This is a genomic window from Roseobacter litoralis Och 149 (genome assembly GCF_000154785.2).
Taxonomy (GTDB): domain Bacteria; phylum Pseudomonadota; class Alphaproteobacteria; order Rhodobacterales; family Rhodobacteraceae; genus Roseobacter; species Roseobacter litoralis.
Genome location: NC_015728.1, coordinates 1 through 20,626, shown reverse-complemented (window position 1 = coordinate 20,626; position 20,626 = coordinate 1). Strand labels below are relative to the sequence as shown.

Annotated in this window: 29 protein-coding genes and 1 pseudogene; 16 read left to right on the top strand and 14 right to left on the bottom strand. The window is 59.4% G+C overall.

The window, feature by feature from the left end:
- Positions 1 to 17: 17 nt before the first annotated feature.
- Genes RLO149_RS22210 through RLO149_RS22200 form a run of 3 tightly spaced genes read right to left on the bottom strand, consistent with a single transcriptional unit; the run spans position 18 to position 1,704 of the window.
- Positions 18 to 677: a DsbA family protein gene (locus tag RLO149_RS22210; protein ID WP_013959868.1), complete on the bottom strand. Its 660-nt coding sequence runs from the start codon at positions 675 to 677 to the stop codon at positions 18 to 20.
- Positions 674 to 1,096 (bottom strand): disulfide bond formation protein B, encoded by a 423-nt coding sequence (locus tag RLO149_RS22205; protein ID WP_013959867.1) that lies wholly within the window; start codon positions 1,094 to 1,096, stop codon positions 674 to 676. The genes RLO149_RS22210 and RLO149_RS22205 overlap by 4 nt, the downstream gene beginning before the upstream one ends.
- A gap of 5 nt (positions 1,097 to 1,101) precedes the next feature.
- Complete coding sequence (locus RLO149_RS22200) at positions 1,102 to 1,704, bottom strand: SCO family protein (protein ID WP_013959866.1); 603 nt, start codon at positions 1,702 to 1,704, stop codon at positions 1,102 to 1,104.
- A gap of 171 nt (positions 1,705 to 1,875) precedes the next feature.
- Between RLO149_RS22200 and RLO149_RS22195 the strand changes: the two genes are divergently transcribed.
- The 7 genes from RLO149_RS22195 to RLO149_RS23695 all read left to right on the top strand — a co-directional run bounded on the left by RLO149_RS22195 (position 1,876) and on the right by RLO149_RS23695 (position 6,028).
- The gene (locus tag RLO149_RS22195) at positions 1,876 to 2,304 is read left to right on the top strand and encodes a MerR family transcriptional regulator (RefSeq protein WP_013959865.1); all 429 of its coding nucleotides are present in this window, start codon (positions 1,876 to 1,878) and stop codon (positions 2,302 to 2,304) included.
- Between the two features lie 108 nt (positions 2,305 to 2,412).
- Positions 2,413 to 3,168 carry a transglutaminase-like domain-containing protein gene (locus RLO149_RS22190; protein WP_013959864.1) on the top strand — a complete coding sequence of 252 codons (756 nt, stop codon included), beginning with the start codon at positions 2,413 to 2,415 and terminating at the stop codon, positions 3,166 to 3,168.
- The gene (locus tag RLO149_RS22185; protein ID WP_013959863.1) at positions 3,158 to 4,075 is read left to right on the top strand and encodes a cation diffusion facilitator family transporter; all 918 of its coding nucleotides are present in this window, start codon (positions 3,158 to 3,160) and stop codon (positions 4,073 to 4,075) included. Before RLO149_RS22190 ends, RLO149_RS22185 begins: the two co-directional genes overlap by 11 nt.
- Positions 4,072 to 4,629, top strand: a complete 558-nt coding sequence (locus RLO149_RS22180) for a methyltransferase family protein (protein ID WP_013959862.1) — start codon at positions 4,072 to 4,074, stop codon at positions 4,627 to 4,629. The genes RLO149_RS22185 and RLO149_RS22180 overlap by 4 nt, the downstream gene beginning before the upstream one ends.
- A gap of 140 nt (positions 4,630 to 4,769) precedes the next feature.
- A complete protein-coding gene (locus RLO149_RS22175) occupies positions 4,770 to 5,294 on the top strand; it encodes a L,D-transpeptidase (protein WP_425357870.1) in 525 nt (174 codons plus the stop codon).
- A gap of 290 nt (positions 5,295 to 5,584) precedes the next feature.
- Positions 5,585 to 5,797 (top strand): helix-turn-helix domain-containing protein, encoded by a 213-nt coding sequence (locus tag RLO149_RS22170; protein ID WP_044025801.1) that lies wholly within the window; start codon positions 5,585 to 5,587, stop codon positions 5,795 to 5,797.
- A 33-nt stretch (positions 5,798 to 5,830) separates the two neighbouring features.
- Positions 5,831 to 6,028 (top strand): hypothetical protein, encoded by a 198-nt coding sequence (locus RLO149_RS23695; protein WP_148264524.1) that lies wholly within the window; start codon positions 5,831 to 5,833, stop codon positions 6,026 to 6,028.
- Between the two features lies 1 nt (position 6,029).
- On the opposite strand, the gene RLO149_RS22165 is transcribed toward RLO149_RS23695, so the two are convergent.
- A complete protein-coding gene (locus RLO149_RS22165) occupies positions 6,030 to 6,278 on the bottom strand; it encodes a hypothetical protein (protein WP_044025800.1) in 249 nt (82 codons plus the stop codon).
- A 158-nt stretch (positions 6,279 to 6,436) separates the two neighbouring features.
- On the opposite strand from RLO149_RS22165, the gene RLO149_RS22160 reads away from it, so the two are divergent.
- Both RLO149_RS22160 and RLO149_RS22155 read left to right on the top strand, forming a co-directional pair.
- Positions 6,437 to 6,901 (top strand): helix-turn-helix domain-containing protein, encoded by a 465-nt coding sequence (locus RLO149_RS22160; RefSeq protein ID WP_013959858.1) that lies wholly within the window; start codon positions 6,437 to 6,439, stop codon positions 6,899 to 6,901.
- Entirely contained in the window at positions 6,898 to 7,476 is a 579-nt protein-coding gene (locus RLO149_RS22155; protein WP_013959857.1) for a PIN domain-containing protein, read from the top strand. The genes RLO149_RS22160 and RLO149_RS22155 overlap by 4 nt, the downstream gene beginning before the upstream one ends.
- A 15-nt stretch (positions 7,477 to 7,491) precedes the next feature.
- Here RLO149_RS22155 and RLO149_RS22150 read toward each other — a convergent pair whose 3' ends face one another.
- Positions 7,492 to 8,070, bottom strand: a complete 579-nt coding sequence (locus tag RLO149_RS22150; protein WP_013959856.1) for a hypothetical protein — start codon at positions 8,068 to 8,070, stop codon at positions 7,492 to 7,494.
- 128 nt (positions 8,071 to 8,198) lie between these two features.
- Here RLO149_RS22150 and RLO149_RS24590 point away from each other — a divergent pair, with 128 nt between their 5' ends.
- Genes RLO149_RS24590 through RLO149_RS22125 form a run of 5 tightly spaced genes read left to right on the top strand, consistent with a single transcriptional unit; the run spans position 8,199 to position 10,887 of the window.
- The gene (locus RLO149_RS24590) at positions 8,199 to 8,555 is read left to right on the top strand and encodes a hypothetical protein (protein ID WP_013959855.1); all 357 of its coding nucleotides are present in this window, start codon (positions 8,199 to 8,201) and stop codon (positions 8,553 to 8,555) included.
- A complete protein-coding gene (locus tag RLO149_RS22140; RefSeq protein WP_013959854.1) occupies positions 8,518 to 9,120 on the top strand; it encodes a lytic transglycosylase domain-containing protein in 603 nt (200 codons plus the stop codon). Before RLO149_RS24590 ends, RLO149_RS22140 begins: the two co-directional genes overlap by 38 nt.
- Before the next feature lie 21 nt (positions 9,121 to 9,141).
- The gene (locus RLO149_RS22135; protein WP_013959853.1) at positions 9,142 to 9,423 is read left to right on the top strand and encodes a TrbC/VirB2 family protein; all 282 of its coding nucleotides are present in this window, start codon (positions 9,142 to 9,144) and stop codon (positions 9,421 to 9,423) included.
- The gene (locus RLO149_RS22130; protein WP_013959852.1) at positions 9,423 to 9,701 is read left to right on the top strand and encodes a VirB3 family type IV secretion system protein; all 279 of its coding nucleotides are present in this window, start codon (positions 9,423 to 9,425) and stop codon (positions 9,699 to 9,701) included. Before RLO149_RS22135 ends, RLO149_RS22130 begins: the two co-directional genes overlap by 1 nt.
- Positions 9,691 to 10,887 carry a VirB4 family type IV secretion/conjugal transfer ATPase gene (locus RLO149_RS22125; protein WP_013959851.1) on the top strand — a complete coding sequence of 399 codons (1,197 nt, stop codon included), beginning with the start codon at positions 9,691 to 9,693 and terminating at the stop codon, positions 10,885 to 10,887. The genes RLO149_RS22130 and RLO149_RS22125 overlap by 11 nt, the downstream gene beginning before the upstream one ends.
- On the opposite strand, the pseudogene RLO149_RS23345 reads toward RLO149_RS22125, so the two are convergent.
- Positions 10,839 to 11,039 (bottom strand): annotated as a pseudogene (locus tag RLO149_RS23345) (transglutaminase); the annotation flags it as partial. The gene RLO149_RS22125 and the pseudogene RLO149_RS23345 sit on opposite strands and share 49 nt — an antisense overlap.
- Positions 11,040 to 11,110: 71 nt before the next feature.
- Here RLO149_RS23345 and RLO149_RS22115 point away from each other — a divergent pair.
- A complete protein-coding gene (locus RLO149_RS22115) occupies positions 11,111 to 11,527 on the top strand; it encodes a MerR family transcriptional regulator (RefSeq protein ID WP_013959849.1) in 417 nt (138 codons plus the stop codon).
- 150 nt (positions 11,528 to 11,677) lie between these two features.
- Here RLO149_RS22115 and RLO149_RS22110 read toward each other — a convergent pair whose 3' ends face one another.
- Genes RLO149_RS22110 through RLO149_RS22100 form a run of 3 tightly spaced genes read right to left on the bottom strand, consistent with a single transcriptional unit; the run spans position 11,678 to position 13,272 of the window.
- Positions 11,678 to 12,226: a luciferase domain-containing protein gene (locus tag RLO149_RS22110; RefSeq protein WP_013959848.1), complete on the bottom strand. Its 549-nt coding sequence runs from the start codon at positions 12,224 to 12,226 to the stop codon at positions 11,678 to 11,680.
- A gap of 45 nt (positions 12,227 to 12,271) precedes the next feature.
- Positions 12,272 to 12,766 carry a nuclear transport factor 2 family protein gene (locus tag RLO149_RS22105; protein WP_013959847.1) on the bottom strand — a complete coding sequence of 165 codons (495 nt, stop codon included), beginning with the start codon at positions 12,764 to 12,766 and terminating at the stop codon, positions 12,272 to 12,274.
- 26 nt (positions 12,767 to 12,792) lie between these two features.
- A complete protein-coding gene (locus RLO149_RS22100; RefSeq protein ID WP_013959846.1) occupies positions 12,793 to 13,272 on the bottom strand; it encodes an ester cyclase in 480 nt (159 codons plus the stop codon).
- A 129-nt stretch (positions 13,273 to 13,401) separates the two neighbouring features.
- On the opposite strand from RLO149_RS22100, the gene RLO149_RS22095 reads away from it, so the two are divergent.
- Positions 13,402 to 14,280, top strand: a complete 879-nt coding sequence (locus RLO149_RS22095; protein ID WP_013959845.1) for a LysR family transcriptional regulator — start codon at positions 13,402 to 13,404, stop codon at positions 14,278 to 14,280.
- A 132-nt stretch (positions 14,281 to 14,412) separates the two neighbouring features.
- Here RLO149_RS22095 and RLO149_RS22090 read toward each other — a convergent pair whose 3' ends face one another.
- The 5 genes from RLO149_RS22090 to repA all read right to left on the bottom strand — a co-directional run bounded on the left by RLO149_RS22090 (position 14,413) and on the right by repA (position 20,526).
- Positions 14,413 to 15,312 (bottom strand): ArdC family protein, encoded by a 900-nt coding sequence (locus RLO149_RS22090; protein WP_013959844.1) that lies wholly within the window; start codon positions 15,310 to 15,312, stop codon positions 14,413 to 14,415.
- A gap of 272 nt (positions 15,313 to 15,584) precedes the next feature.
- The gene (locus tag RLO149_RS22085) at positions 15,585 to 16,748 is read right to left on the bottom strand and encodes an ATP-binding protein (protein WP_044025813.1); all 1,164 of its coding nucleotides are present in this window, start codon (positions 16,746 to 16,748) and stop codon (positions 15,585 to 15,587) included.
- A 61-nt stretch (positions 16,749 to 16,809) separates the two neighbouring features.
- The gene (repC, locus tag RLO149_RS22080; RefSeq protein ID WP_013959842.1) at positions 16,810 to 18,075 is read right to left on the bottom strand and encodes a plasmid replication protein RepC; all 1,266 of its coding nucleotides are present in this window, start codon (positions 18,073 to 18,075) and stop codon (positions 16,810 to 16,812) included.
- Positions 18,076 to 18,239: 164 nt separating this feature from the next.
- A complete protein-coding gene (gene repB, locus RLO149_RS22075; protein ID WP_013959841.1) occupies positions 18,240 to 19,235 on the bottom strand; it encodes a plasmid partitioning protein RepB in 996 nt (331 codons plus the stop codon).
- A gap of 73 nt (positions 19,236 to 19,308) precedes the next feature.
- A complete protein-coding gene (gene repA / locus RLO149_RS22070; protein ID WP_013959840.1) occupies positions 19,309 to 20,526 on the bottom strand; it encodes a plasmid partitioning protein RepA in 1,218 nt (405 codons plus the stop codon).
- Positions 20,527 to 20,626: the final 100 nt, after the last annotated feature.

Genomic DNA, 20,626 nt, shown 5'->3' with positions numbered 1-20,626 from the left:
GATCCTGCCCTTTCTATTCAGCTTTGCGCGGCAGCGACTTCGGCAGCCACCAGACGACGCAATTCTGCCTCTCCGAATGGATCGAGCGGCTTGCCGTTCACGAAGAATGTGGGCGTCTGGCGAATTCCCACGGTCTCGACGTCAGCACGATCCTGGTTCAGGATCGCCACGACATCGGGTGCCAGCATTTGCGTGCGCGCGGCCTCGGCATCGAGTCCGGCCGTGGCGGCGATCTGAAGGATCAGGCCAGGCGCCGGGGCACCGTGCGACGCCCATCTCGGCTGTTCCCGCAGAACGGCCTCAAGCACCGGCACGTAAACGTCCTGCATGCGCGCCGCCTCGAGCACGCGGATCGCTTCCTCGGATGCCGCGCCGTGGAAGGGCGTGTAGCGGATCACGACGCGGACAGCATCCCCATGCTCGGCCATGATGTCCTTCACGATGGGATGAAAGGCGCGACAGGCCTCGCAGGCCGGATCGAAGAATTCGACGATCGTGACGGGCGCTTCCGCAGGCCCGAGGATGGGCGAGTAGGGGCGGATCATCGCGTCCGCGAGTTCCGGCGCAACAGGCTCCGCTTCGGCCACCGGGCCGGGGCGGGTTGCAAACCAGGTGGCTCCGCCGAAACCGGCGACGCCGAGGGCGAGAACGGACAGGATCAGGCCGCGTCGGTTCATGTTCGTGTGTCCTTCAATGAAAGGGCCGACAGCGCCCCGATCAGCGCGAAGGCGGCGAGCGCCATCAGCGGGATCGGGATGCCGAAGACCAGTTGGTTGTCATCGGTGCAAGAGGGGCCGGTGGCCGTGCAGGGCTGGATGCGTTCGGGAACAAGACCGACGTACAGCCCCATGTGCCAGAGGGCGATTGCGCCGCCGCCAAGCGCCAATGCGATGCCGTAGCGCCCCACGCGGCCGTCCCGCCACCAAAGGCCGAGCCCGAGGACAATGGCCAAGGGAAACATGAAGGCGCGCTGGAACCAGCACAGCAAACAGGGCGTCTGCCCCAGCACCTCGCCGATAAAAAGCACGGCAAGCGAGGCGACGAGTGCGATGATCCACGCCAGCCCGAGGGCTGTTTCTCCGGATATGCGGTTCATTTCGGTCAGATCCTCTCTTCCAGATCGGCGAGGATCTCTTCGGCGGAGGTGCCGTAGGGCCACGAGTCGGCGAAGCCCGCGTCGGGATCGAAGAGGAACAGATGCGACGTGTGGCCCATCGTGTAACCATCCGGCGCTGCGGCCTCTTCGACGCGCTCAAAGAAGATTGGAAACGTCTCGGACGTGGCGGCGATCTGTTCCGGCGTGCCCGTCAGCCCGATGATGCCCGCATCGAACAGCGGGACGTATTCGGCGAGTGCTGCGGGCGTGTCTCGTTCAGGGTCGATTGTTATGAAAATCGGCTGGACCTTGGCGGCATCGTCGCCCAGACCCTCCATCACCGCCGCGACCTCAGATAGGGTCGTCGGGCAGACGTCGGGGCAGTTGGTAAAGCCGAAAAAAACCAGCATCCAACGCCCCGCAAAGTCCTCCTCCGTTTGAACCATACCCTGGTGGTCCGTCAGTTCGAACTCAGCGAAAAAAGGCGGCTCGGCGTCAGTTCGGGCGCTATCGGCACGATAATCGGACCATAGCAAGAGCCATACGAAGGCAAGCGCTGCCACGCCTGCCAAAACCCAAAGAAACTTCTGTGCCGATGTAAGGGACAATCCTGTTCGCCTGTTTTTGATTCTTATTGCATGTGCGGATACATCCTCTAGCCGCTAGAGGTTCAAGCACGAAATCATGGTATAGCTTGAACTCACGCGTCTGTGAATCCGACACTTGTTTATTCCGACGGCAAAACCTACACAAACTGTATCTTTTTCATGGAGGCGAAAATGCTCACGATCGGTACTCTGTCAAAGAAAACTGGCACAAAGGTGCAGACCATCCGGTACTACGAACAGATCGGACTCATGCCCGAACCTGGCAGGACGGAAGGCGGACAGAGGCGCTACGACAATGCACAGCTCGACCGACTGTCCTTCATCCGCCATTCGCGGCAACTCGGTTTCTCGCTCGATGCGATCCGCGAGCTGCTCGACCTCAGCGACCATCCCAACCGCCCCTGCGACGAGGCAGATGCCATCGCGCGTCGCCAGCTCAAACAGGTGGAGCAGCGCATGGCCCGCCTGAAGGCGCTGCGCACGGAACTGAAACGCATGGTTCACGAATGCAGCGGCGGGCGGACGGGAGATTGCAAGGTGCTTGAGGTGTTGCGGGACCATTCGGAATGCTTGACCGAGCACGAGGAAATCGGGGCATAATTCAAAAGTTGGGGCAAAAATCAAAAATCTTTGAGCAAAGGGTTGAAGCTACAGTGACTATAGCAATTAGTCTTGTTCCAAGACGATTCGAGGAGCGACCCGTTGCAGATGACCGACCCCCTACTTGTACCCACCAAACTACTGGATTTTGATGCCGCGCCTCTTGCGCATCTAATTGAGAACCGCAGTTGGCGCGGCTTATCCGAATACGATCGGATCGGAGCTGCCTATGATTTCGTTCGGAATGAAATCGCGTTCGGATACAATCGAGCTGACGACATCCCCGCATCCGAAGTGCTTTCCGACGGCTACGGGCAGTGCAATACCAAAGGCACGCTCTTGATGGCCCTGCTGCGTGGTGTTGGCATTCGTTGCCGGTTGCATGGGTTTACGATCCACAAAGGCTTGCAGCGCGGTGCTGTCCCAGAGTTGGTGTATCCGCTTGCTCCGCAGGAAATTCTCCACTCATGGGTAGAGATCGAATTTCAAGGGGCTTGGATCAACCTCGAAGGCTTCATTCTGGATGACGCTTTCCTGAAAGTCCTGCAAACGTCGTTCCCGGACACGGACAGTCTCTGCGGTTATGGCGCGGGCACGGATTGCCTTGGCGCGCCTCCCGTCGACTGGAACGGAGAAGATACCTACATTCAGAAAACCGGTATCGTGCAGGATTTCGGCGTGTTTGATACGCCGGACACCTTCTATTTGTCCCATGGGCAATCCTTTGGATGGCTGCGTGGTGCCCTTTACCGTCATATCATACGCCACTGGATGAATGCGCGCGTACGTGGTTTCCGCAGCGGCCGCCTGAAGACTGACCGACGCGCGACACACGCGCATGAGGAGCCTGCCAATGCCGCATGATCATGGGCACGCGCATATCGATCCGGATTCCGGCGATCGGCGGGTTGCCATTGCGATCTGGGCGAACGGGCTTCTTACCGTTGCGCAGATCGTCGGGGGCATATTGTCAGGCAGTCTGGCACTGATCGCCGATGCGCTGCACAACTTTTCCGATATGGCCTCGCTTGTCATTGCCTTCGCCGCACGCAAGATCGCGCGCCGCCCAGCCGATGAGCGCATGACCTTCGGCTATGGTCGGGTCGAAATCGTCGCGGCCCTGATCAACTACACCACCCTCATCGTGATCGGCTTCTATCTGATCTACGAAGGTGGCATGCGCATGATTGATCCACCCGAAGTCATGGGGTGGACCGTCGTCATTCTCGGTGGAATCGCGCTTGTGGTCGACACGCTGACCGCAATGCTGACCTATTCGATGCAGAAGGGGAGCGTGAACATCCGCGCGCTGTTTCTCCACAACCTTTCGGATGCGTTGGCTTCAGTGGCCGTCATAGTCGGCGGGACGCTCATTATACTTTATGATATGCGTTGGGTTGATCCGGCCATCACCATCGGGATCGCACTCTATATTCTGTATCTGTCCTTCACCGAAATAGGGGGCCCAATTCGAACCCTGATGCTTGGGAGCCCACCAGATATTGATGGAAATGACGTGGTCAGAGCGATCCAGAGTGTCGATGGCGTTGTGGACGTGCATCATGTCCACCTGTGGCAAATGCAGGAGCACGCTGCGGCATTGGACTGCCATATTGTCGTCGAACGCGAACGGATGGGTGAGGCCGACAAGATTAAAGAAAACGTCAAATCGGTGCTGCATGAACGTTTCTCAATCGAGCATTCCACGCTTGAATTCGAAGCGAGCGACAATGCGCATCAGGAGGCGCAGGTGTTCGGACACCGCTCATGACGATTGCCCAAGGCATACTAGTGGTCGTTGGCCTGCTGTCCGGTCTGGTTTTGATTGGTGCGCTCCTTTGGTCGATCGCCCGCCCGTCCAAGCGCATCTGGCCTCCAAACAGAGAGCATTCAGTCATACCAAACATTGCATGGGGACTCACATTGGCCGTGTTTGGGGCGGTGATCGGTTTGGGCATCTTGGATTGGAAATCCGCTTCTATGGCCAACGCACTCCGTTGGGCGGTCGGGCCGTTCTTGATCGCAACCGGAAATCTGATCGTCTGGTGGGGGGCATTCAGCATTGGACTGAAAGCCACCAGCGGTGCGAAAGACGAGCTGATCACTTCGGGTCTCTACCGTTTCTCTCGGCATCCGCAATACCTTGCCGACATGGCCATCCTGATAGGCTGTGGTCTTCTCTTCGCCTCACCTTGGGTTTGGGCTATCGTCATCGTTGGAGTTGCCGCGCTGGCTCTTGCCCCGCTCGCGGAAGAGCCATGGCTGCATGAACAATACGGCTCCAAGTATCGCGACTATTGCGCTGAAACGCGTCGATACCTGTAAACTCGCTGCCTCACGAGAACGTCATCGTTTTTCAGTTGAACCTCCAGCTACTAGAGGTCGTATCCGTCAGCCAACAAAAGAGTGAGGCAAGGCATATGACAAAAACACTGAAAACACGACGCCAGTTCGTCTCGACAACTATGATCGGACTTCTGGCAACACCTTCCCTTCTCCGTGCTCAGGAGCAGGAGCCCTCGGCGGTACGCAGAAATATTTCGTCCTTTAGCGCGGATCCCTGGCAAGACCACTTCGATAACCTTCAGCACGGTGCAATTTTGTGCGACATCGACTCGCGTGCAGTCCAGTATTGGTCGGAAGACGAAAGTGTCTACAAACTCTACCCGTCGAGTGTCCCTGCCTCGGAAGAGTTGACCCGCCGAGGATATACAAAGGTTATAAGGAAGGTGGAGGGGCCGAGTTGGCGGCCCACTCCATCAATGAAAGAGCGTAACCCTGAATGGCCTGACTATTGGCCGCCGGGTCCTGACAACCCGCTTGGAACACACGCACTTTATCTGTCGTGGCAGTATTACCGGGTGCACGGAACCGGTGACACGCGCAAAATCGGTCGGCAATCATCAAACGGCTGTATTGGGCTCTACAACGAGCACATTGCTGAACTTTTTGCTCTGGCAGAAGTGGGAACCCAAGTCAGGATATTTTGATTGCCAAGGAAAGATGGCTGATACTTCCAAACTCTTTACATAATAAACCTTATCAGACTCGGAATGCCCGCTCGGCCCATCCCTGCCTCAGCCGCGACGATGGGCAAAACTTTGCCCAACAGGACCACACCGCCTCGCTGCATGAAGTCACCATGCTATCTTATTCAACCAAATGGCGAGCTTGATCGACACCTTTAGAAACCGAAAATCACACAGTATCAGCCGCTTCATCGTCGAATGTATAGTATATTGCGTGGTTAAATACGCCACATCATGGCCGAGCTTCGGTCATGAATCTGAAGGAACGAGTAGGTCTGAATCTTCAAGATGCCCGGCGCGCCAAGGGCATCAGTCAGGAGGAATTGGCGCATCGTGCAAGTGTGAACCGCGGCTATGTCGGCAAGATCGAAAACGCCAAGTATTCCGCCTCGCTGACAACGCTCGAAAAGATCGCCCAAGCTCTGAACATCGATCCTTCGGAACTTCTCAAACCCCGCAGCTAGGAGGCCGGACGACACCCTGCTCCGGGATGGCGGGTGGATGATCGTCCGCTCAAAGGCGTGCCCGTGCGCGAAGGCGTAGCAATCGTGAACGGGTCAGAACTTGTCGTCTGGCAAGAGCATCTCTGGAACACTGGCGACCGCACGCGGGTCTGGCTCGTAAGGCCCGAGGAGATTTGCGTAGTCAATATCATCGAACGAGATATCGATCTCGATAGATCCGGACCCGCCTAGTCTAGCGCGCCTTGTTCGATTGCGAGAGAACCGTTCCTGCCAACGATTTCGTGTCACTGCTGTACTTGTCGCTTTGCAGGACCTTGGAGGCTTTGTCCTCCATCGCCGCCCCCGTCTGTTTACCAGTCCCGGACTGCGCCAGCGCCGATGCCGCCAGGCTCTTGGCGGTTGCGGAGGCGTTCGGGTCGCTTAGCGTGGCCGCTGCCTGCGATGCGACTTTCCGCGAGGTGCGTTTCGTGTTCTTGCCCATGATACTGCTCCGTAAGGCGATTCTGTTCCTGTTTTGTCTACATCCTATGGCGCGACCCGTCTATCAAATCTTTACACTTATTTCACTTATTCCGTTTATTTCTCTTGCATGCGTGACTCCCTGGGTACATCTAAGGGGGTGAACCGAGGAGAAAAACCATGGCCGATACCGCGGAAAGACCAGCCCAGAGCGGCCTCATGGAGCGCCCGCCGACCCCGGAAGAAATCGACAGTGCCGCGCATGCCGCAACGGCCATCGCCGTGGCTATGGAGCTGGACGGAGGCTTGAAAGTCTCGGGAGAGAACGGCGATCCGGTCTCCATCGCGCCAGAGGTTGGAAAACTGATCATCGAACTGCTCGGCCATGTGAGCAATGGCAACATGGTCACGCTGGTTCCGGTAGGCACCATGCTCACAACCCAACAAGCCGCTGACATGCTGAACGTATCCCGCCCTCATCTCACGAAGTTGCTCAAGGAGGGGAAAATCCGATTTGAAGAGGTGGGCAAGCACCGGCGCGTGCCTCTGATGGCGCTCATGCAATACCGGGAAGAGAAAGAGCGGCGCCAGGAGCAGGCGATGCGCGACCTTGCGCGATTGGGTCAGGAGTTCGACAACGCATGAGTTTTGTGGCCAACCCATTCGTGGTTGTCCTCGATGCCAACGTCCTGTTTCCGTTCCGGGTTCGGGACGTCCTCTTAACGTTCACACAAGAAGGCCTGTTTCGGGCCAGGGTCACCGATGAGATTCTCGACGAATGGACACGCAACCTGATCGCGCTCAAACCACATCTCGAAGAGAGCGTTCGCCAGCAGGAAGCCGCCATCAGAGAGACCTTCGAAGAATGCTTCGTGACCGGATACCAGCCCTTGATTGCTGGTCTGGACCTGCCGGACCCGGACGACAGACACGTTCTCGCGGCGGCGATTCGATGCTCGGCACAGGTTATTGTGACAGAAAACCATCGAGACTTCCCAAGCGAAGTTCTCGACGAGTATGGCGTTGAAACGCTCGGCTCGGATGACATGCTCGCCAATACCTACGACCTGTATCCATCTGGCGGCGCCCGTGCACTCCGCCGCGTGAGAAAAAGGTATGAAAACCCGCCGATGACGCCGTCCGAGTTCCTGCTCGACCTGACCCGGCATGGCCTGTCGAAACTGGCGGCGCAGGCCCGTGCCGATATCGAATACCTTTAGTTGCCGAACGACGCCTCAGTATCTGACCCAATCGGTGTAATCCATGGCGCCGTCGTAATCGCCATACTCCATCATGACGGCGCGGCTATAGAAGGTCCAAAGCCCACCCGAGCCAGGTGTCGGGATGTCCTGACCGTTTTCCGACGCGAACGAAGCCGGCCAAGGCGAATGTGAGCCGTAGACGCGCACGATGTAATGACAGTTCTTGTTTTCATGATCGCAGGATCTGATGGACCAGTCCCACTGACGTGGTTCATCGCGCGGCTCATAAGATCGACCGCGCCACCAAAGCACGCGCGTTCGGCGCAGCCATTCGTAGTCCGGTGTCGAAATATCGAGAGCATCCTCTCCCCGCGGTCCGCCCAAAGCAACCGGAACGGCAGCATAGGTGCAAACCCCAAAGGGTGGCCGGCTCGGCCAAGGCGTAATCCGCCGGATCATTTCGGCATAGGCGGCTGAACACACAGCACTCGACGGAAACCCCCCGGCCATACACAGCATGATGGCGCAATCCATATCGTAGGCACGGGCTTTCTGGGCATCGACCGTCAGCCCGGCTGCGAGAACCAGTGACGCAAGGCGGGTGTGTCTCATATCGGCCTCCTGGAGTGACTAGGCCAATTCTCGCTCAAAATACGTATTGCGCAATATTATATATTGCAGAGTGATGGCTTTCTGCGGAATGCTGCCGATTGTAGAAGGACTCCCAGTGGGGGAGTCCGGTGCCGATCGCAAGAGACCAAATCTTGATTACTATTGATGGGGTGAAGGACCTCATCGGGTCGGGAGTCGACTTCCGCTGTCGGTACGAGCTTGTCGAGTTCACGGACGATGGGAAGCCCCGCTATCAGTGTGTCTACCTGCGCGAAGGAGAGCCCGAGGCGATCCTCGTCTCCACACGGTTCGGACCTTACGGACCAGAACCCCGCCTCTTCAACATCTGGCCCGGCCTCTTCAAACATCACTACGAGTTCGGCGATGGTCGCACTCTGTGTTTTGACAGCGACTACTCTATCCCCTTCGACGCTCCCGGCGGAGGCGATGATCTTCGGAGCGGACGGAAGCGTCAGAACAACTGACGGCTGGACGGTTCACGGCCAGGTAGACAAGAACCCCCCGCCCACACACTCTCAGAACTTTACGACCACGGCCCCGTCGGATGTGCTGGCGGCCATTCATGCGACAGCTTCAAGACATGAACGCAACCGAGCCCTACGAGCACTCGAGATCAGCTCCGATGACTGGCTGGCTCTATTCCGCGCCTTGATCGAAACTGAAAGCGCTTATCGCCCTGACGCCATCAGTGACAAAGGCGCTTATGGTCTCGGCCAACTCATGGCCGCCACCGCACACGACCTTGGCGTGGACAGAACCGATATCGCGCAGAACCTCGACGGGTCAGCACGGTACCTTTTGGCGCAGCTAGAATCCTTCAACGATGTCGATCTGGCGCTGGCCGCCTACAACGCCGGGCCGCATCGCGTCGTAGAATACGGGGGCGTGCCACCCTTCACGGAAACACGCGACTACATCGCCCGGGTGCATCGCATTCGAGCGCGCCTTTCCGGCGCAGCCACGCAAGACCTGACCGGACCGACGATGCGCGACGCCACGCGTCCCGTCGTCGTGCTCGACCTGAAGTAAGACCTGAAACGAGGGAAACCGATGCGAAGATTGCCTCCAGGATACCTACCTCCAATCATTGGCCTTCTGGCCTTATGGGCCTCCCCTGCCCTTGCCCAGGACCTCTCGCCCATCCAGACAATGCTCGAGACAATCGAAGCGGCGCTCACCGGCCCAATCGGCATCGCGGTCGCGACGCTCGCCGTCATCGGCACTGGCTTCATGTGCATGATGGGGCGGCTCAACTGGGGATGGTTCGCCTCCGTGGTGATCGGGATCGTCCTGATCTTCTCCGCGGGCACCATCGTTGACGGGTTTACCTGATGGCCATGCGATCCCCTCTCTTTCTCGGGTTGGCCCGCCCACCGAAATATCTCGGCTTGCCGGTCGGATATCTCGTCGTGCTCACGCTTGGCGTGGTCCTGCCCTTTATCTGGACGAAGTCACCGGTCTTCTTTCTGGTCGGTGCGCTCGCCTATCCTGTCCTCTGGTTTGTTGCCGACAAGGAGCCGCATTTCTTCGAAGTTCTGCGCGTCTCCTACGGCACGGTGCGCGGCACGCGCAATCGAGCGCTTCACGGCGGAGACAGCTATGGCGCTTAACGGGATGAAATATGCAAAGCCCAGCCCGGCGGTCATTGAAACCAGCGGCCCAGCCTTGGCACGCGAGAGCCATCTCGCCGAGCATTTGCCCTACGTCGCCTTCGCCGAACCCGACGTCATGGTCTTGCGGGAGGGCGATCTGATGGCCACGCTCCGCCTCGAGGGACTTGCGGCACCGACGACACCGGACATCGATCTCGATGCCATGAAACGCGCGGTCGCGGCGGTTATCGCGCAAACAGGCAATCTCTACGGCTTCTATGTTCACCGCATATTTGTTCCCCAGAACCTCACGCTGCCTCCTGTACAACGTGACGGCTTTGCAGCCGAGATCGACCGACGCTGGCAAGCTCACATCGCGCAACTCGCGCCCAAGAAACCGCAGCTTTATCTGAGCATCTTGCGACGTCCGGAGATCGGGGCACGGGTCCCGCTGCTCAACGCCTTTGCCAAGCGAACCTGGATGAAAGACCGCGCGGGTCGCGCGCGGGAACTCGATGAAGTGGCCGGATTCTTCGAGACTGCGCTTGGGCCTGCAAAACCTGTTCGTCTCGACAACACCACCGGCGAATGGCTCGGGTTTCTTGCGACGCTGCTCACCGGCCAATACGCCCCGATTGCCCGACCAAACGCCCCCCTGCCCCTGGCCTACGCGCTTGGGTCCTGCCGAGCGACTTTTGACGCAGATACGGCTCGGATCACATGTGGCACGACGGGTGAGACACGGTATGGGGCCCTCTTCAGCATCAAGAGCTATCCTGCACTGACCGATGTCTCTCTGTTTGACGGTCTCGACCTTCCGCTTGATGTCGTGCTGACGAATTCCTTCACGCCGATCCCCACCAATATCATGGCAGAACGGATTCAACGGATCGTTCGGCAGATGCGCGCGGCCGATGATGCGGCAGTCTCCTTGCGGGATCAACTCATGGAAGCGGCCGATGACCAGGAAGCAGGGCGCATTGCATTCGGCGATCATCACCTGTCCATCGCCGTCCACGCGCCCGATCAACCGACGCTCGAACAGGCCGCAGCCGAGATCAAACGTCTGGGGCAGGAAATCATGGCCGTGATCGTGCGAGAGAACATGGCCCTCAAGGCAACCTATTTTGGGCAGGCTCCCGGTAACTACGGCTACCCGTCAGACAGCACCTCGGATGCCGGAATGTCATCGGCGCGATTGTAGCCAAACAGGATTTCGTTGCGGACAAAATCATAGACGACCCCGACCCGGTCATGGGTCGCGAGGGCAGACCAACCACGCGCGGCAATCAGCCCTTGAATAGACTGCGCTTTAAAATCGAGAAGCGGCGTTGCGGAGAGATGGTCACGGGACATGGCGAGCCTCTGGATTCGTTGTCCCAGACAGGATAATGTCTCTAGCGACTAGAGGTTCAAGGAATATTCTGATGTTCTCCATCGGCGAGCTTTCACGACGCACCAAGGTCAAGGTTCCGACCATCCGCTACTATGAGACTGTCGGCCTGCTGACCGCGCCCGAGCGCACCGAAGGCAACCAGAGACGGTACGATCAGGCGGGTCTGCAACGATTGAGCTTCATCAGGCATGCACGCGACCTCGGGTTTTCGATTGAAGCGATCTCGTCGCTGATCGAGCTGCAAGACCATCCCGACCGGTCCTGCCAGGCGGCAACCGATATCGCGGCCGCGCAACTCTCGGATGTCCGGGCGAAGATCAGAAGGCTCCGTGCGCTGGAGAAAGAGTTACTCCGTATCACTAAAGGGTGTGATGGCGAAGGCGTGTCAGAGGACTGCTACGTGCTAACATCCTTGGCCGACCACGAGCTGTGCGAGCGGGAGCATTGATAGGCCAAGATCGGATGTTTCTGTCAGCAGCAATCTCAATTGATCAAAAAGGTATATGTCTCGCATACCGACCTTAGCCCTTGTTGCGGCGAAGGTTCGGAAAGAGACCACTTTGACGCATGCTTCACGTTGCACCAATGGCTGCCATCGTTATGTTTCGGGCAACAACTCGCCTGTAATAAAGCTGTATGACCCGCGCACCAATTTAAGCACCACGTCCAATTCGGCTTCGGTGGTCGGGGTGTAGATCATTACGAACCCTTCCCAACCTGCGCGTTGATCGGCCCACGGATGTGCCACGGCCCAACCAGCATCTATTGCGGCGCGAGCTGTGTCCGGGTGGAGCGACGCATGAAGGCTGCCATCAGGATGAAGATGCGCAAACTCGCGGCCCCCGACAATGGCTTGCGGTTGGGCTATTGGGACATCACTCCCAAGTTGAAATCCGACGGCACCGGGGAGAGACACGCGGGTCGCCCCGAGCACAACTCCGGGAAACTCTGCGACCTGACGCAGCATTTCTTCTGATAGTTCAGGGATTGCCTGCACATCGATCTGCACATGCGGCACCCCATTCGTTGTCTCAGGCCGAGGGGCTTCACGCATTGGGAAGGCACTGTCTTGGGCGAGTGCAGGCGCAACCATAACCAGCATGGAAGCGACGGCCGATATCAAACACAGTTTTGGAAACGTCGTCACATCTAAATCCTTATGATCCCGGCCGCAGCGTTGATTGAGAGTGACTTAGGCCGCGTGAAAGGCTTGGCTCACAGCGTAGGTGTCCTCGAACCAGTTCCAAAGCACGACCTGACCGTCGCGCACCTTGGCCCGCAAAGCAAAGGTGAACTCCTCCGTTTCTGCGCCTGATCCAGTCAGCAACATTTTCATCCGACCAAACACGGCCACGGTATCACCAGAGGCGAAGGCATCTTGGTTTTCCCAATGAGTCACCTGAACATTCTGCGAAAATGTGCCGAGGAAACCAAAGATCGTCTCCTTGCCTTCCCACGTGCCGATCCATGGAAGGTCGGGGTCGCCTTCGTTTTGCCAGACCATGTCATCCGCCATAAGCCCGCCCATGCTGTCCATGTCTCCGCCGCCCATGGCCCCCATGAAGGCCATGACCGTATCAAAAGATGCTTGGGTCTCATCATCTGCAGTTTGCGCGCTTGCTGGCGCAGAAAGGGCGAGCCCCGTTGCGGCGGCTGCCGATGCGGTGAGAAGTTGTCGTCTATCCATAGGGATAATCCAATCTTGGGTGATGATTACTGGCCGGAAAGCTGCTGCAAGGCGCTGGCCCAGTCTTCGACGTGATAGGTGCGGATAATCACGCCATCGTCCAGCTCGTGGATATCGATGGTCAGGATGTCAAAGCTGCGCCCTTCACCATCAACACCAAGGAATGGGCCCGTCGGCGTTCCCGTTGCACGGCTGCGAACGGTCACGAAATCACCGTCCTGATGCATGGCTTGTACGGACCAGTCGAGGTCGGGAATGAGCTGGCTGAAGAAACCCATCTGGCCGACGAAGCCATCGCGACCCTCATTCTCGTCGGAGTAGTCGCCAATGCTCTCCCAGTTCTCTGAGGTTGCGCTGAGAAATGCGGCCACTTGCGCCTCGGAACCGGGATTGCTCAGCAGGTTGTAGACAGCTTGCACAGTGGCTGTGTCGTCGGCTGCGGCACTCGTTGCGATGGATGCGAGGCCAAGTGAGGCCGCTGCGAGAGTTGTTCGGAACGCGTTCATAGATATGTCTCCTGGTCGATAAATGACTATGCCTCACGGGGTTGCGAGCGCTGTGCATCCAAGATGGACAAATCCAGATACAATCATAAGATGGGATAAACAAATTTAACCGTTCGGATTACTTACATAATGATTGATCGACTTCGCCAGATGGCCATCTTCGCCAAAACGATTGATCACGGATCTTTCCGAGGCGCGGCTCGGGAACTTCGGCTGTCACCGTCGGTGGTCAGCCACCACGTCTCGCAGCTTGAAGAAATCCTTGGGGTCGCATTGATCTATCGCTCGACCCGAAAGCTGACGCTGACATCGGAGGGTCACAGGCTGCTGGCCGCGACTCACAAGATGCTGGAGGCCGTCGAAGGCGAATTGGTTGATTTGTCTGTTTCCGCAAGTGCGCCAAGCGGTGAGCTTCGTGTCACCATTCCTTCTGTCCTGTCGCAATCGAATTTCACAGAGCAAATCGCCGCCTTTTCCAGAACATACCCTCGGATCAAACTATTTCTGGATTTCTCAGACACACGTCGTGCGCTCATTGATGACGGCTTTGATATTGCGATCCGAATGGGGCCGAAGGCGAAGAACACTGCGACTTCACGCAAACTCTTTTCGGTCGAGCGTAAGTTGGTCGCCTCTGCTGAGTACCTCTCATTGCGACCGGGCCCCGATGATCCAAAGGACCTGATTGGTTGGGATTGGCTGGCTCTGACACCTGCGCAAAACGTGCCCTTGGAGTTTGGAAAATCTGGCGGCGTTCAAGCAACCATCAAACCAGAAGCGCACATCTTTGCAAACGATGCCCAGGCGCTCTATCGTCTGGCCCGTGCGGGCGCGGGGCTTGCAATCGTTCCAGATTTTCTGGCCAGTGAAGACGTGGAAGCCGGATCAATGAGCTACGTTCTGCCCGATTGGAAGTTACGCGCTATTGATGTCTTCGCAACCTGGCCAGCTAATGCTCCAAAGCACGGCCTTATTCATCTGGCGTTGGACGCTCTGAGCCAGAGATGATTGTTAAAGCAGCCCTTGGCGCAGCCGCAGCGAAAGCTCACTAAGTCCCGCATTGCCGCCACCGATTATTGGCGCGATGAAGGTCCGTAACCGTCACCTGCGAACCCTTAGGCAGGTCTGTCTTGCGACCGCCTAAGCGACGGCCTCGTCCCGATCCGGTTGCAGATCATGCAGAAAATCGACTGCACGCTGCGCATGGGCCGCGGCCTGGAAGATATATCGCGTGTCGCTCCGAAGACCGCGAAGCCAATGATCGATATAGGCGGCATGCTCCGCGCGCGGTTCCGGCGACAATCCCAGATCGGCGGCCAGAAACGCAGCGCCCAGTTCCGCGACAAGCTCCTCTTGCGCATAGCCTTCATCGCCCCAGCGTTTTCGACCGAAACTCCGGTCCAGGCGATCGGGATGGCGGGTCCAGTGGGTGATCTCATGACCGAGTGTTGCGTAGTAGCTCTCCGGGTCTTGGAAAGTCTCGAAGGACGGCATCTGCACGTAGTCCGGCTCAACGGCGTAATAGGCCTGGGTTCCCCCGTGACGAATGTCGGCCCCTGTCGCGGCAAAGAAGGCGTCTGCAGCTGCATCGCGCTCGACTGTGTCGAGTATCGGCTCCGGGACGGCGTAGAACCCCTCGGGAAGGCCCTCGATCTGGTCGACGTTGAAAACCGTGTAGCCTTTCATGAAGGGGATCGCGACTTCACGATCCTGACCGGCGGCGTCGGTTTCGGTCTTGCGAAAGGTGTCTGCATAGACGACCAACTCGCCCTTCGCGCCCTTGCGCACCTGGCCGCCGAGTTCTGACGCCTGACGATAGGTCATCCAGGTCGGCGCGGCGAAGCCTTTGGCGACCGAGGCGATCCAGAGCAGGACGATGTTGAGACCGCGATAGGCGACCCCGTTGTGCCGCAAGGGTCGGGAAACCCGCCCCGCAAGATGCTCGGTGTTCCAGGGCTTGTGCCAGGGTTGGGTCCCGGCTTCGAGATCGGCGATGATCTTCGCGGTGACGCGGGTGTAGATGTCGGGTCGTTTTGCCATGATGTCCTCCTTTCGGCAGGTCCCTCGTGCGGGACGCGAAAAGGCAGGACGGACGCCGTGAGCCGACGGCGCATGGTCAACACGGGGGAGCGTCCGCGACCGGCGCGGGCAGGCCATTGCGCTGGCGGCGGCGTCTGTCACGCCCGCGCTCCCCTGCTCGCACGGGGGACCTGACGGAAGGCGCAGCTGGCAGGCGGGTCGAGGATTGATCAGCCCCGTGTCATCGGCGCTTGGGCCGCGGATTGGCCTGGAACCCAGGCGGAGACGCGCTCCTATAGCGCGCGCAGCCGGTCGATTGCGGCCGAGAGCGGCATGGCACGCAGACCGCCCTGCCCCGGCACCTCGCGGGTCTCGGCATAGACCAGAATCCGCTCCGCCACGTCGAGATCGTCTGCAGCTATGTGGAACCCGCGGGTGACCTTGGGGCTGGTCGTGCGTTTGACCTCAATGGCCCAAAGCGCGCCGCCGGGCAATTTCAGGATCAGGTCGATCTCGGCCCCGGCCGAGGAGCGATAGAAACTGGCTTCCGTGCCTCGCGGGGCCGCCGCAATCAGGTTTTCAATGCAGAAACCTTCCCAGGAGCCGCCGACCACCGGATGACCGAGCAGCGCTTCCGCGGTCTCGATCCCCAAGAGCGCGTGGGTCAGGCCCGCATCACGGATGTAGACCTTGGGCGATTTCACCAGCCGCTTGCCGGTATTCGCGTGCCAGGGCGGCAGCCGTCGCACCAGCATCAGGTCCACCAGCAGATCGAGATAGCGCGCGACGCTTTGGCCGGAGACACCCAGCCCCGCCGCCAGCTTTGCCGCATTCAAGAGCCCGCCCTGCTCATGGGCCAGCATGGTCCAGAACCGCCGCAAGGTTTCGGCCGGGATGCGCAGGCCGAAGCTCGGGATGTCGCGTTCGAGATAGGTGCGAATGAAATCCTCGCGCCAGGTCAGGCTGGCCCGGTCCGACTGGGCAAGAAAGCTGTCGGGAAAGCCGCCGCGCAGCCAGAGCCCCTGCAAGGCCCCCTGCCCCACTTCATCCAGCGTGAACGGCGTCAGTTCGTGATAGCTGACCCGGCCTGCCAGCGATTCTGCGCTTTGCTGCAACAGCGTATTGGAGGCCGACCCCAGGAGCAGGAATTGCCCGGTGCGGTGCCCGGCCCGGCGACGGCGGTCGATCTGCCCCCGAAGGGCACCAAACAGCCCCGGCATCAGCTGCACTTCGTCAATCACCACCAGCTTGCCCATCTGCGCATCGAGATAGAGATCGGGCTCCTCGAGGATCCGCCGGTCCGCGGTCCGCTCCATGTCGAGATAGATCGCCTCGCGGGTCTCCGCGATGTCCTGGGCGAGCGTGGTCTTGCCGACCTGACGCGGCCCGAGGAGGACGACCCCCGCCTGGGCATCGAGGGCGTCTTCGACCCGTTTGAGGTGATTGCGCACGATCATACCTTGCATTTATTCCACCTCGTGGAAGATTTGCAAGGACTTCGAGAGGCGAAGCCCCGTCTCACGCCGCCATCTCACTCAGCCGACCGAAGAAACTGCGCTCCAGATGCAGCTCCCCTGCCCCGGCCTTTTCGACCATGCCCCGCAGATATCCGCCCGGCGAGTTGACCTCGCCTGAATGGACCTTCTCGAAGACCAAGGCAAATGCAGCCGCAGCGGCGGGTTTGCCCATCTGCTCCTGTGCGGCGACCCAGGCATGTTCTGAAATGCCGATCATTGGCCGCAATTCACCGGCGACCCGCACGAAATCGCGCCAATCACGGATGTAGCCGCCCAGATTGCGTCCCCAGGAGGTAAATTCCGGGCAGGCTTGCAATATCGTTCCCAATTCGATCCCGACCTGCGGCTTGTTCGCCTCCCCTGCCCCACTGTCCGACGCTGTCCGTGCCACAGGCGCTGGCTGTGCCGGTCCGGGCGGTTCGGCTGCCGCTTCCTCATTTTCTGAGGAATTACGAATTACAGGATGAAGTTGTTTTGTAATTGGTATGTGAGGTCCGGAACTGACCTCCCTGGGGTCCATATTTTTTCTTTCTTCGATCATCTCGGTACTTTGACCCACAGGTTTTACCTCCCGCAGAAACACCTTCTCGGCCCGCGACAGCAGATCAGCGAAGCGATCAACCAGTCGCTGAAGCATGTCGGCCCCCGCACGCGGGCCCGGCAGGCATGCCAGAAGCGCCTCGAAGGCCTGTTGCAGGCTCCGGAGCCCCGGCACGTGTTCCTGGCGCTCCAGCGCCGCCTCGAGACGCGCTCGGATACTGCGCCGGGCAATTGTGATCTGACGCCGAAGACGCTGACAGAGCGCGCGCTCCGCCGCCAGATCGGCCGCCACTGCCTCGAACTCCGCGGCCCGGGCGCTCAAGGGGGCGAGATCGAACCCGTAGGCCTCGACAATCACACCATCGGCATCGCGGCGGCCCCAGCGTTTGCCATTCGGGCTGTCCCGGAAAGTGATCACGCCGACCTCCGCCAGGCGCCGGGCGTGGCGTTTGAGCGTCGACAGGGAAAACCCGGTCCGCTCCATCAGATAGGCGTTCGACGCCCAGACGATGGGTCGTCGCCCCTCTTCCCAATCCTGGGGCTGGGTAAAGGCCGCAAGCGTATCGAGCAGCAGAAGATCCGCCGCTTTCAGCCCGATATGGGCCCCCACACGTTTCGCCGCGACAACACTGCGTGTCTTGGCAATGGAAATCTGTTCGCCGTCTCGGGCCAGCTGATCCGCGGTCCCGAGAGCCGGCGTCGGCTTGCGCCAACCGCTCTGTGTCATGCCTGTATCTCACCTCCGGTTTTGTGGAGGCAAAAGAGTCCCGTGCGCCAAAACGACGTTCTTTCGTTGACAGTGATTCGCGGGAGCGGTATCCAGAAGGTGTCTAATCTATTTGGATAAGCTCTCGGGCCGGATCGGCTTGGGGGCTTTTCTTTTGCCTCAGGTCATGATGTCGATGTCTCCTCCGATTGAGACAGATACTCCGCATAGAGCTGGTCGAGGTTCTCCGAGAGAAACTCTCCAAAGCCTGCGGAATCCTTGGATGTCAGCGATATGGTATAGGCGCGGCCCGCGCGTCCGATGACGCCCTTGATCCGACCCTCTCCGGCGGTCCAGGTGCGCTTGGCCGGGGTGGCTTTCGCCGCCCGGCGCCGGGGTGCCCTGCCCGCCTCGGTCACCTTGCTGTGCAGAATCTCGAACTTTGTGTCGCTGTCGAGCTGGTCAAACCCCTCCGTGGCCAGGATACGGTCGGCCACCGCGACATTGCTTTTGACCGCCATCAGCTTCTTGAAGTCTTCCCAACGGTCGCGCCCGATCTGCTTGGCGGGTCCGATCGCGGCGATGACATGGCCCGGCACGGTCCCCGCGACCGACAGCATGCGCGACAAGAGCGTGCCGTCGATGGTCAGCGCCTGCTGGATCACCTCCTTGGCCTGGCCGAGATCATGCAGGTTCCTGGCAAAAAGCGCCTTCTCGATGAAGGAAAGATCGGCCCGGGCCGTGTTCTCCTGGCCCTGCGCCAGCACATGGGCGACATCGTCCATCTCCTTGACCACGGCGCGGACCGGCCGTCCGAGCGCGCGCGCGACACGCACCCGGCGATGCCCGAAGACGACCATGTAGCGATTGGCGGCCTCCGGATGCGGCCTGAGCAGGACCGGCGTGTCCTGCCCGCTTGATGCGATCGAGGCTTTCAACTCCTCGAAGGCCTCGTCATCACCGCTGAGCCGGTCATTGACGAAGGAGGCATCGATCAGGGCGGGATCGATCTCGACGATGGTTTCGCCTTCGAGGAGGCGTTTGGAGTTTTCGGCGAGACTGTCGATCGAGACCTTCATGGACTTCGAAGCACCCCGCATCGCATAGCTCGAGCGGCCCCCATCGACCGGCGGGTCGGTCGGCTGCCCGATCACGGATTTCAACAGGTCTTTTCTGGCCATGATGCCCTCCTTTCCGGCGCACGGCGCCCCCTGTCTGCACGGCTGTCAAAACGCATCTGCACGGCTGTCAAACTCATGGGCCTTCTCGCCCCCAGGCTTGATGCACGAGACCGGCGATCTCGTCGTTGACGGCATTCAGAGAGGTGATCGCGCGGTCATAGGTCGACCGCACGAACTGCGCCCGCTCGACCTCGTAAAGCGTCTGCTTGGTGATCCCGGCATCCGAGATCGCCGTCGATTTCACCATCTGCGCTTCGAGCATCTGGTTGGGAAACATTGCCTGCAGGAAGCCGACCATCTGCTTTTGCGGCCCATCGGTGGGTTCGAACCGCGTGACGAGATACCGGAACCATTTGAGCCGCATCTCGGCCCCGGCTTCGCGGATGGTGCGCAGGATACCGCCCAGCATCAGGAGGAACTGGCTCATCGACATCACGTCGAGCATCTGGGGATGCACGGTGATCAGCACCGAACTCGAGGCTGTCAGCGCGGTTAGGGTCAGATATCCAAGCTGGGGCGGGCAATCGATTACCACCACGTCGTAGCGGTCTTCGACCTCCTCCAGCGCTTTTGAGATGCGGGTGAAGAAGGCGCGGCCTTCGGACGGGTCACGGCTCGTGAGGGCCACCGGCGTGTCGTATTCGTACTCCTGAAGATCGAGGCTGGCCGGGACAATATCGAGGTTTGGGAAATTCGTGGAGCGGATGACTGCGCTGATCGGCTGGCGCTCCGCGTCATAGCGCAGGGTCTCATAGAGCGAGGAAACAGAGTCTAATTCAGGCTGAATCCCGTGCAATGCGGTGAGCGAGGCCTGGGGATCGAGATCGACCGCCAGCACGCGATGGCCCTTGAGCGCCAGGTGCTGCGCCAGATGGGCAGCGGTCGTTGTCTTGCCGCTGCCGCCCTTGAAGTTGACGACGGAGATAACATGCAGATCTTCGCCTTCGGTGCGGTGGGGCAGGTAACGCCGCTTGCCCGGACGGCCATGGGCATCGAGATAGGCGCGCAGCTCGAGCATTTGTGCTGCGGAATAGGATCGCCGCCCAGAGGCCGAGGTTTGTGGCTCCGGCCCTTTGCCCTCCAGATGCAGCTTCTTGATCGTCGACTGCGTGACGCCGAGGAAATAGGCCACCTCGGCGAGAGAAAACTGCCGCAGACCCTTCTGGGCATCGGGGGGGTATTGTTCCTGACGCAAGATATTGAGTCGGTCGGAAATCAGTTCTCCTTGCTGGAGAATGATTTCATCGAAGGCCAACTCGCCTGTATCTTGCCGGAATGGTGCTGTCGCCATCCTGCCGCCTCGCCTAATATCGCTTTTATCGCGATTTCTTTCGTTAAACTGTGACTACAGCGGAAGTGGGTTATCCACAACGATTTTTTCAGCGGGCGGC

Bases quoted from the DNA above. Each gene is read 5' to 3' on its own strand.
- RLO149_RS22210 (WP_013959868.1), bottom strand. From the start codon at position 677: ATGAACCGACGCGGCCTGATCCTGTCCGTTCTCGCCCTCGGCGTCGCC.
- RLO149_RS22205 (WP_013959867.1), bottom strand. From the start codon at position 1,096: ATGAACCGCATATCCGGAGAAACAGCCCTCGGGCTGGCGTGGATCATC.
- RLO149_RS22195 (WP_013959865.1), top strand. From the start codon at position 1,876: ATGCTCACGATCGGTACTCTGTCAAAGAAAACTGGCACAAAGGTGCAG.
- RLO149_RS22190 (WP_013959864.1), top strand. From the start codon at position 2,413: ATGACCGACCCCCTACTTGTACCCACCAAACTACTGGATTTTGATGCC.
- RLO149_RS22185 (WP_013959863.1), top strand. From the start codon at position 3,158: ATGCCGCATGATCATGGGCACGCGCATATCGATCCGGATTCCGGCGAT.
- RLO149_RS22180 (WP_013959862.1), top strand. From the start codon at position 4,072: ATGACGATTGCCCAAGGCATACTAGTGGTCGTTGGCCTGCTGTCCGGT.
- RLO149_RS22175 (WP_425357870.1), top strand. From the start codon at position 4,770: ATGATCGGACTTCTGGCAACACCTTCCCTTCTCCGTGCTCAGGAGCAG.
- RLO149_RS22170 (WP_044025801.1), top strand. From the start codon at position 5,585: ATGAATCTGAAGGAACGAGTAGGTCTGAATCTTCAAGATGCCCGGCGC.
- RLO149_RS22165 (WP_044025800.1), bottom strand. From the start codon at position 6,278: ATGGGCAAGAACACGAAACGCACCTCGCGGAAAGTCGCATCGCAGGCA.
- RLO149_RS22160 (WP_013959858.1), top strand. From the start codon at position 6,437: ATGGCCGATACCGCGGAAAGACCAGCCCAGAGCGGCCTCATGGAGCGC.
- RLO149_RS22155 (WP_013959857.1), top strand. From the start codon at position 6,898: ATGAGTTTTGTGGCCAACCCATTCGTGGTTGTCCTCGATGCCAACGTC.
- RLO149_RS22150 (WP_013959856.1), bottom strand. From the start codon at position 8,070: ATGAGACACACCCGCCTTGCGTCACTGGTTCTCGCAGCCGGGCTGACG.
- RLO149_RS22140 (WP_013959854.1), top strand. From the start codon at position 8,518: ATGATCTTCGGAGCGGACGGAAGCGTCAGAACAACTGACGGCTGGACG.
- RLO149_RS22135 (WP_013959853.1), top strand. From the start codon at position 9,142: ATGCGAAGATTGCCTCCAGGATACCTACCTCCAATCATTGGCCTTCTG.
- RLO149_RS22130 (WP_013959852.1), top strand. From the start codon at position 9,423: ATGGCCATGCGATCCCCTCTCTTTCTCGGGTTGGCCCGCCCACCGAAA.
- RLO149_RS22125 (WP_013959851.1), top strand. From the start codon at position 9,691: ATGGCGCTTAACGGGATGAAATATGCAAAGCCCAGCCCGGCGGTCATT.
- RLO149_RS22115 (WP_013959849.1), top strand. From the start codon at position 11,111: ATGTTCTCCATCGGCGAGCTTTCACGACGCACCAAGGTCAAGGTTCCG.
- RLO149_RS22105 (WP_013959847.1), bottom strand. From the start codon at position 12,766: ATGGATAGACGACAACTTCTCACCGCATCGGCAGCCGCCGCAACGGGG.
- RLO149_RS22100 (WP_013959846.1), bottom strand. From the start codon at position 13,272: ATGAACGCGTTCCGAACAACTCTCGCAGCGGCCTCACTTGGCCTCGCA.
- RLO149_RS22095 (WP_013959845.1), top strand. From the start codon at position 13,402: ATGATTGATCGACTTCGCCAGATGGCCATCTTCGCCAAAACGATTGAT.
- RLO149_RS22090 (WP_013959844.1), bottom strand. From the start codon at position 15,312: ATGGCAAAACGACCCGACATCTACACCCGCGTCACCGCGAAGATCATC.
- RLO149_RS22085 (WP_044025813.1), bottom strand. From the start codon at position 16,748: ATGATCGTGCGCAATCACCTCAAACGGGTCGAAGACGCCCTCGATGCC.
- repC (WP_013959842.1), bottom strand. From the start codon at position 18,075: ATGACACAGAGCGGTTGGCGCAAGCCGACGCCGGCTCTCGGGACCGCG.
- repB (WP_013959841.1), bottom strand. From the start codon at position 19,235: ATGGCCAGAAAAGACCTGTTGAAATCCGTGATCGGGCAGCCGACCGAC.
- repA (WP_013959840.1), bottom strand. From the start codon at position 20,526: ATGGCGACAGCACCATTCCGGCAAGATACAGGCGAGTTGGCCTTCGAT.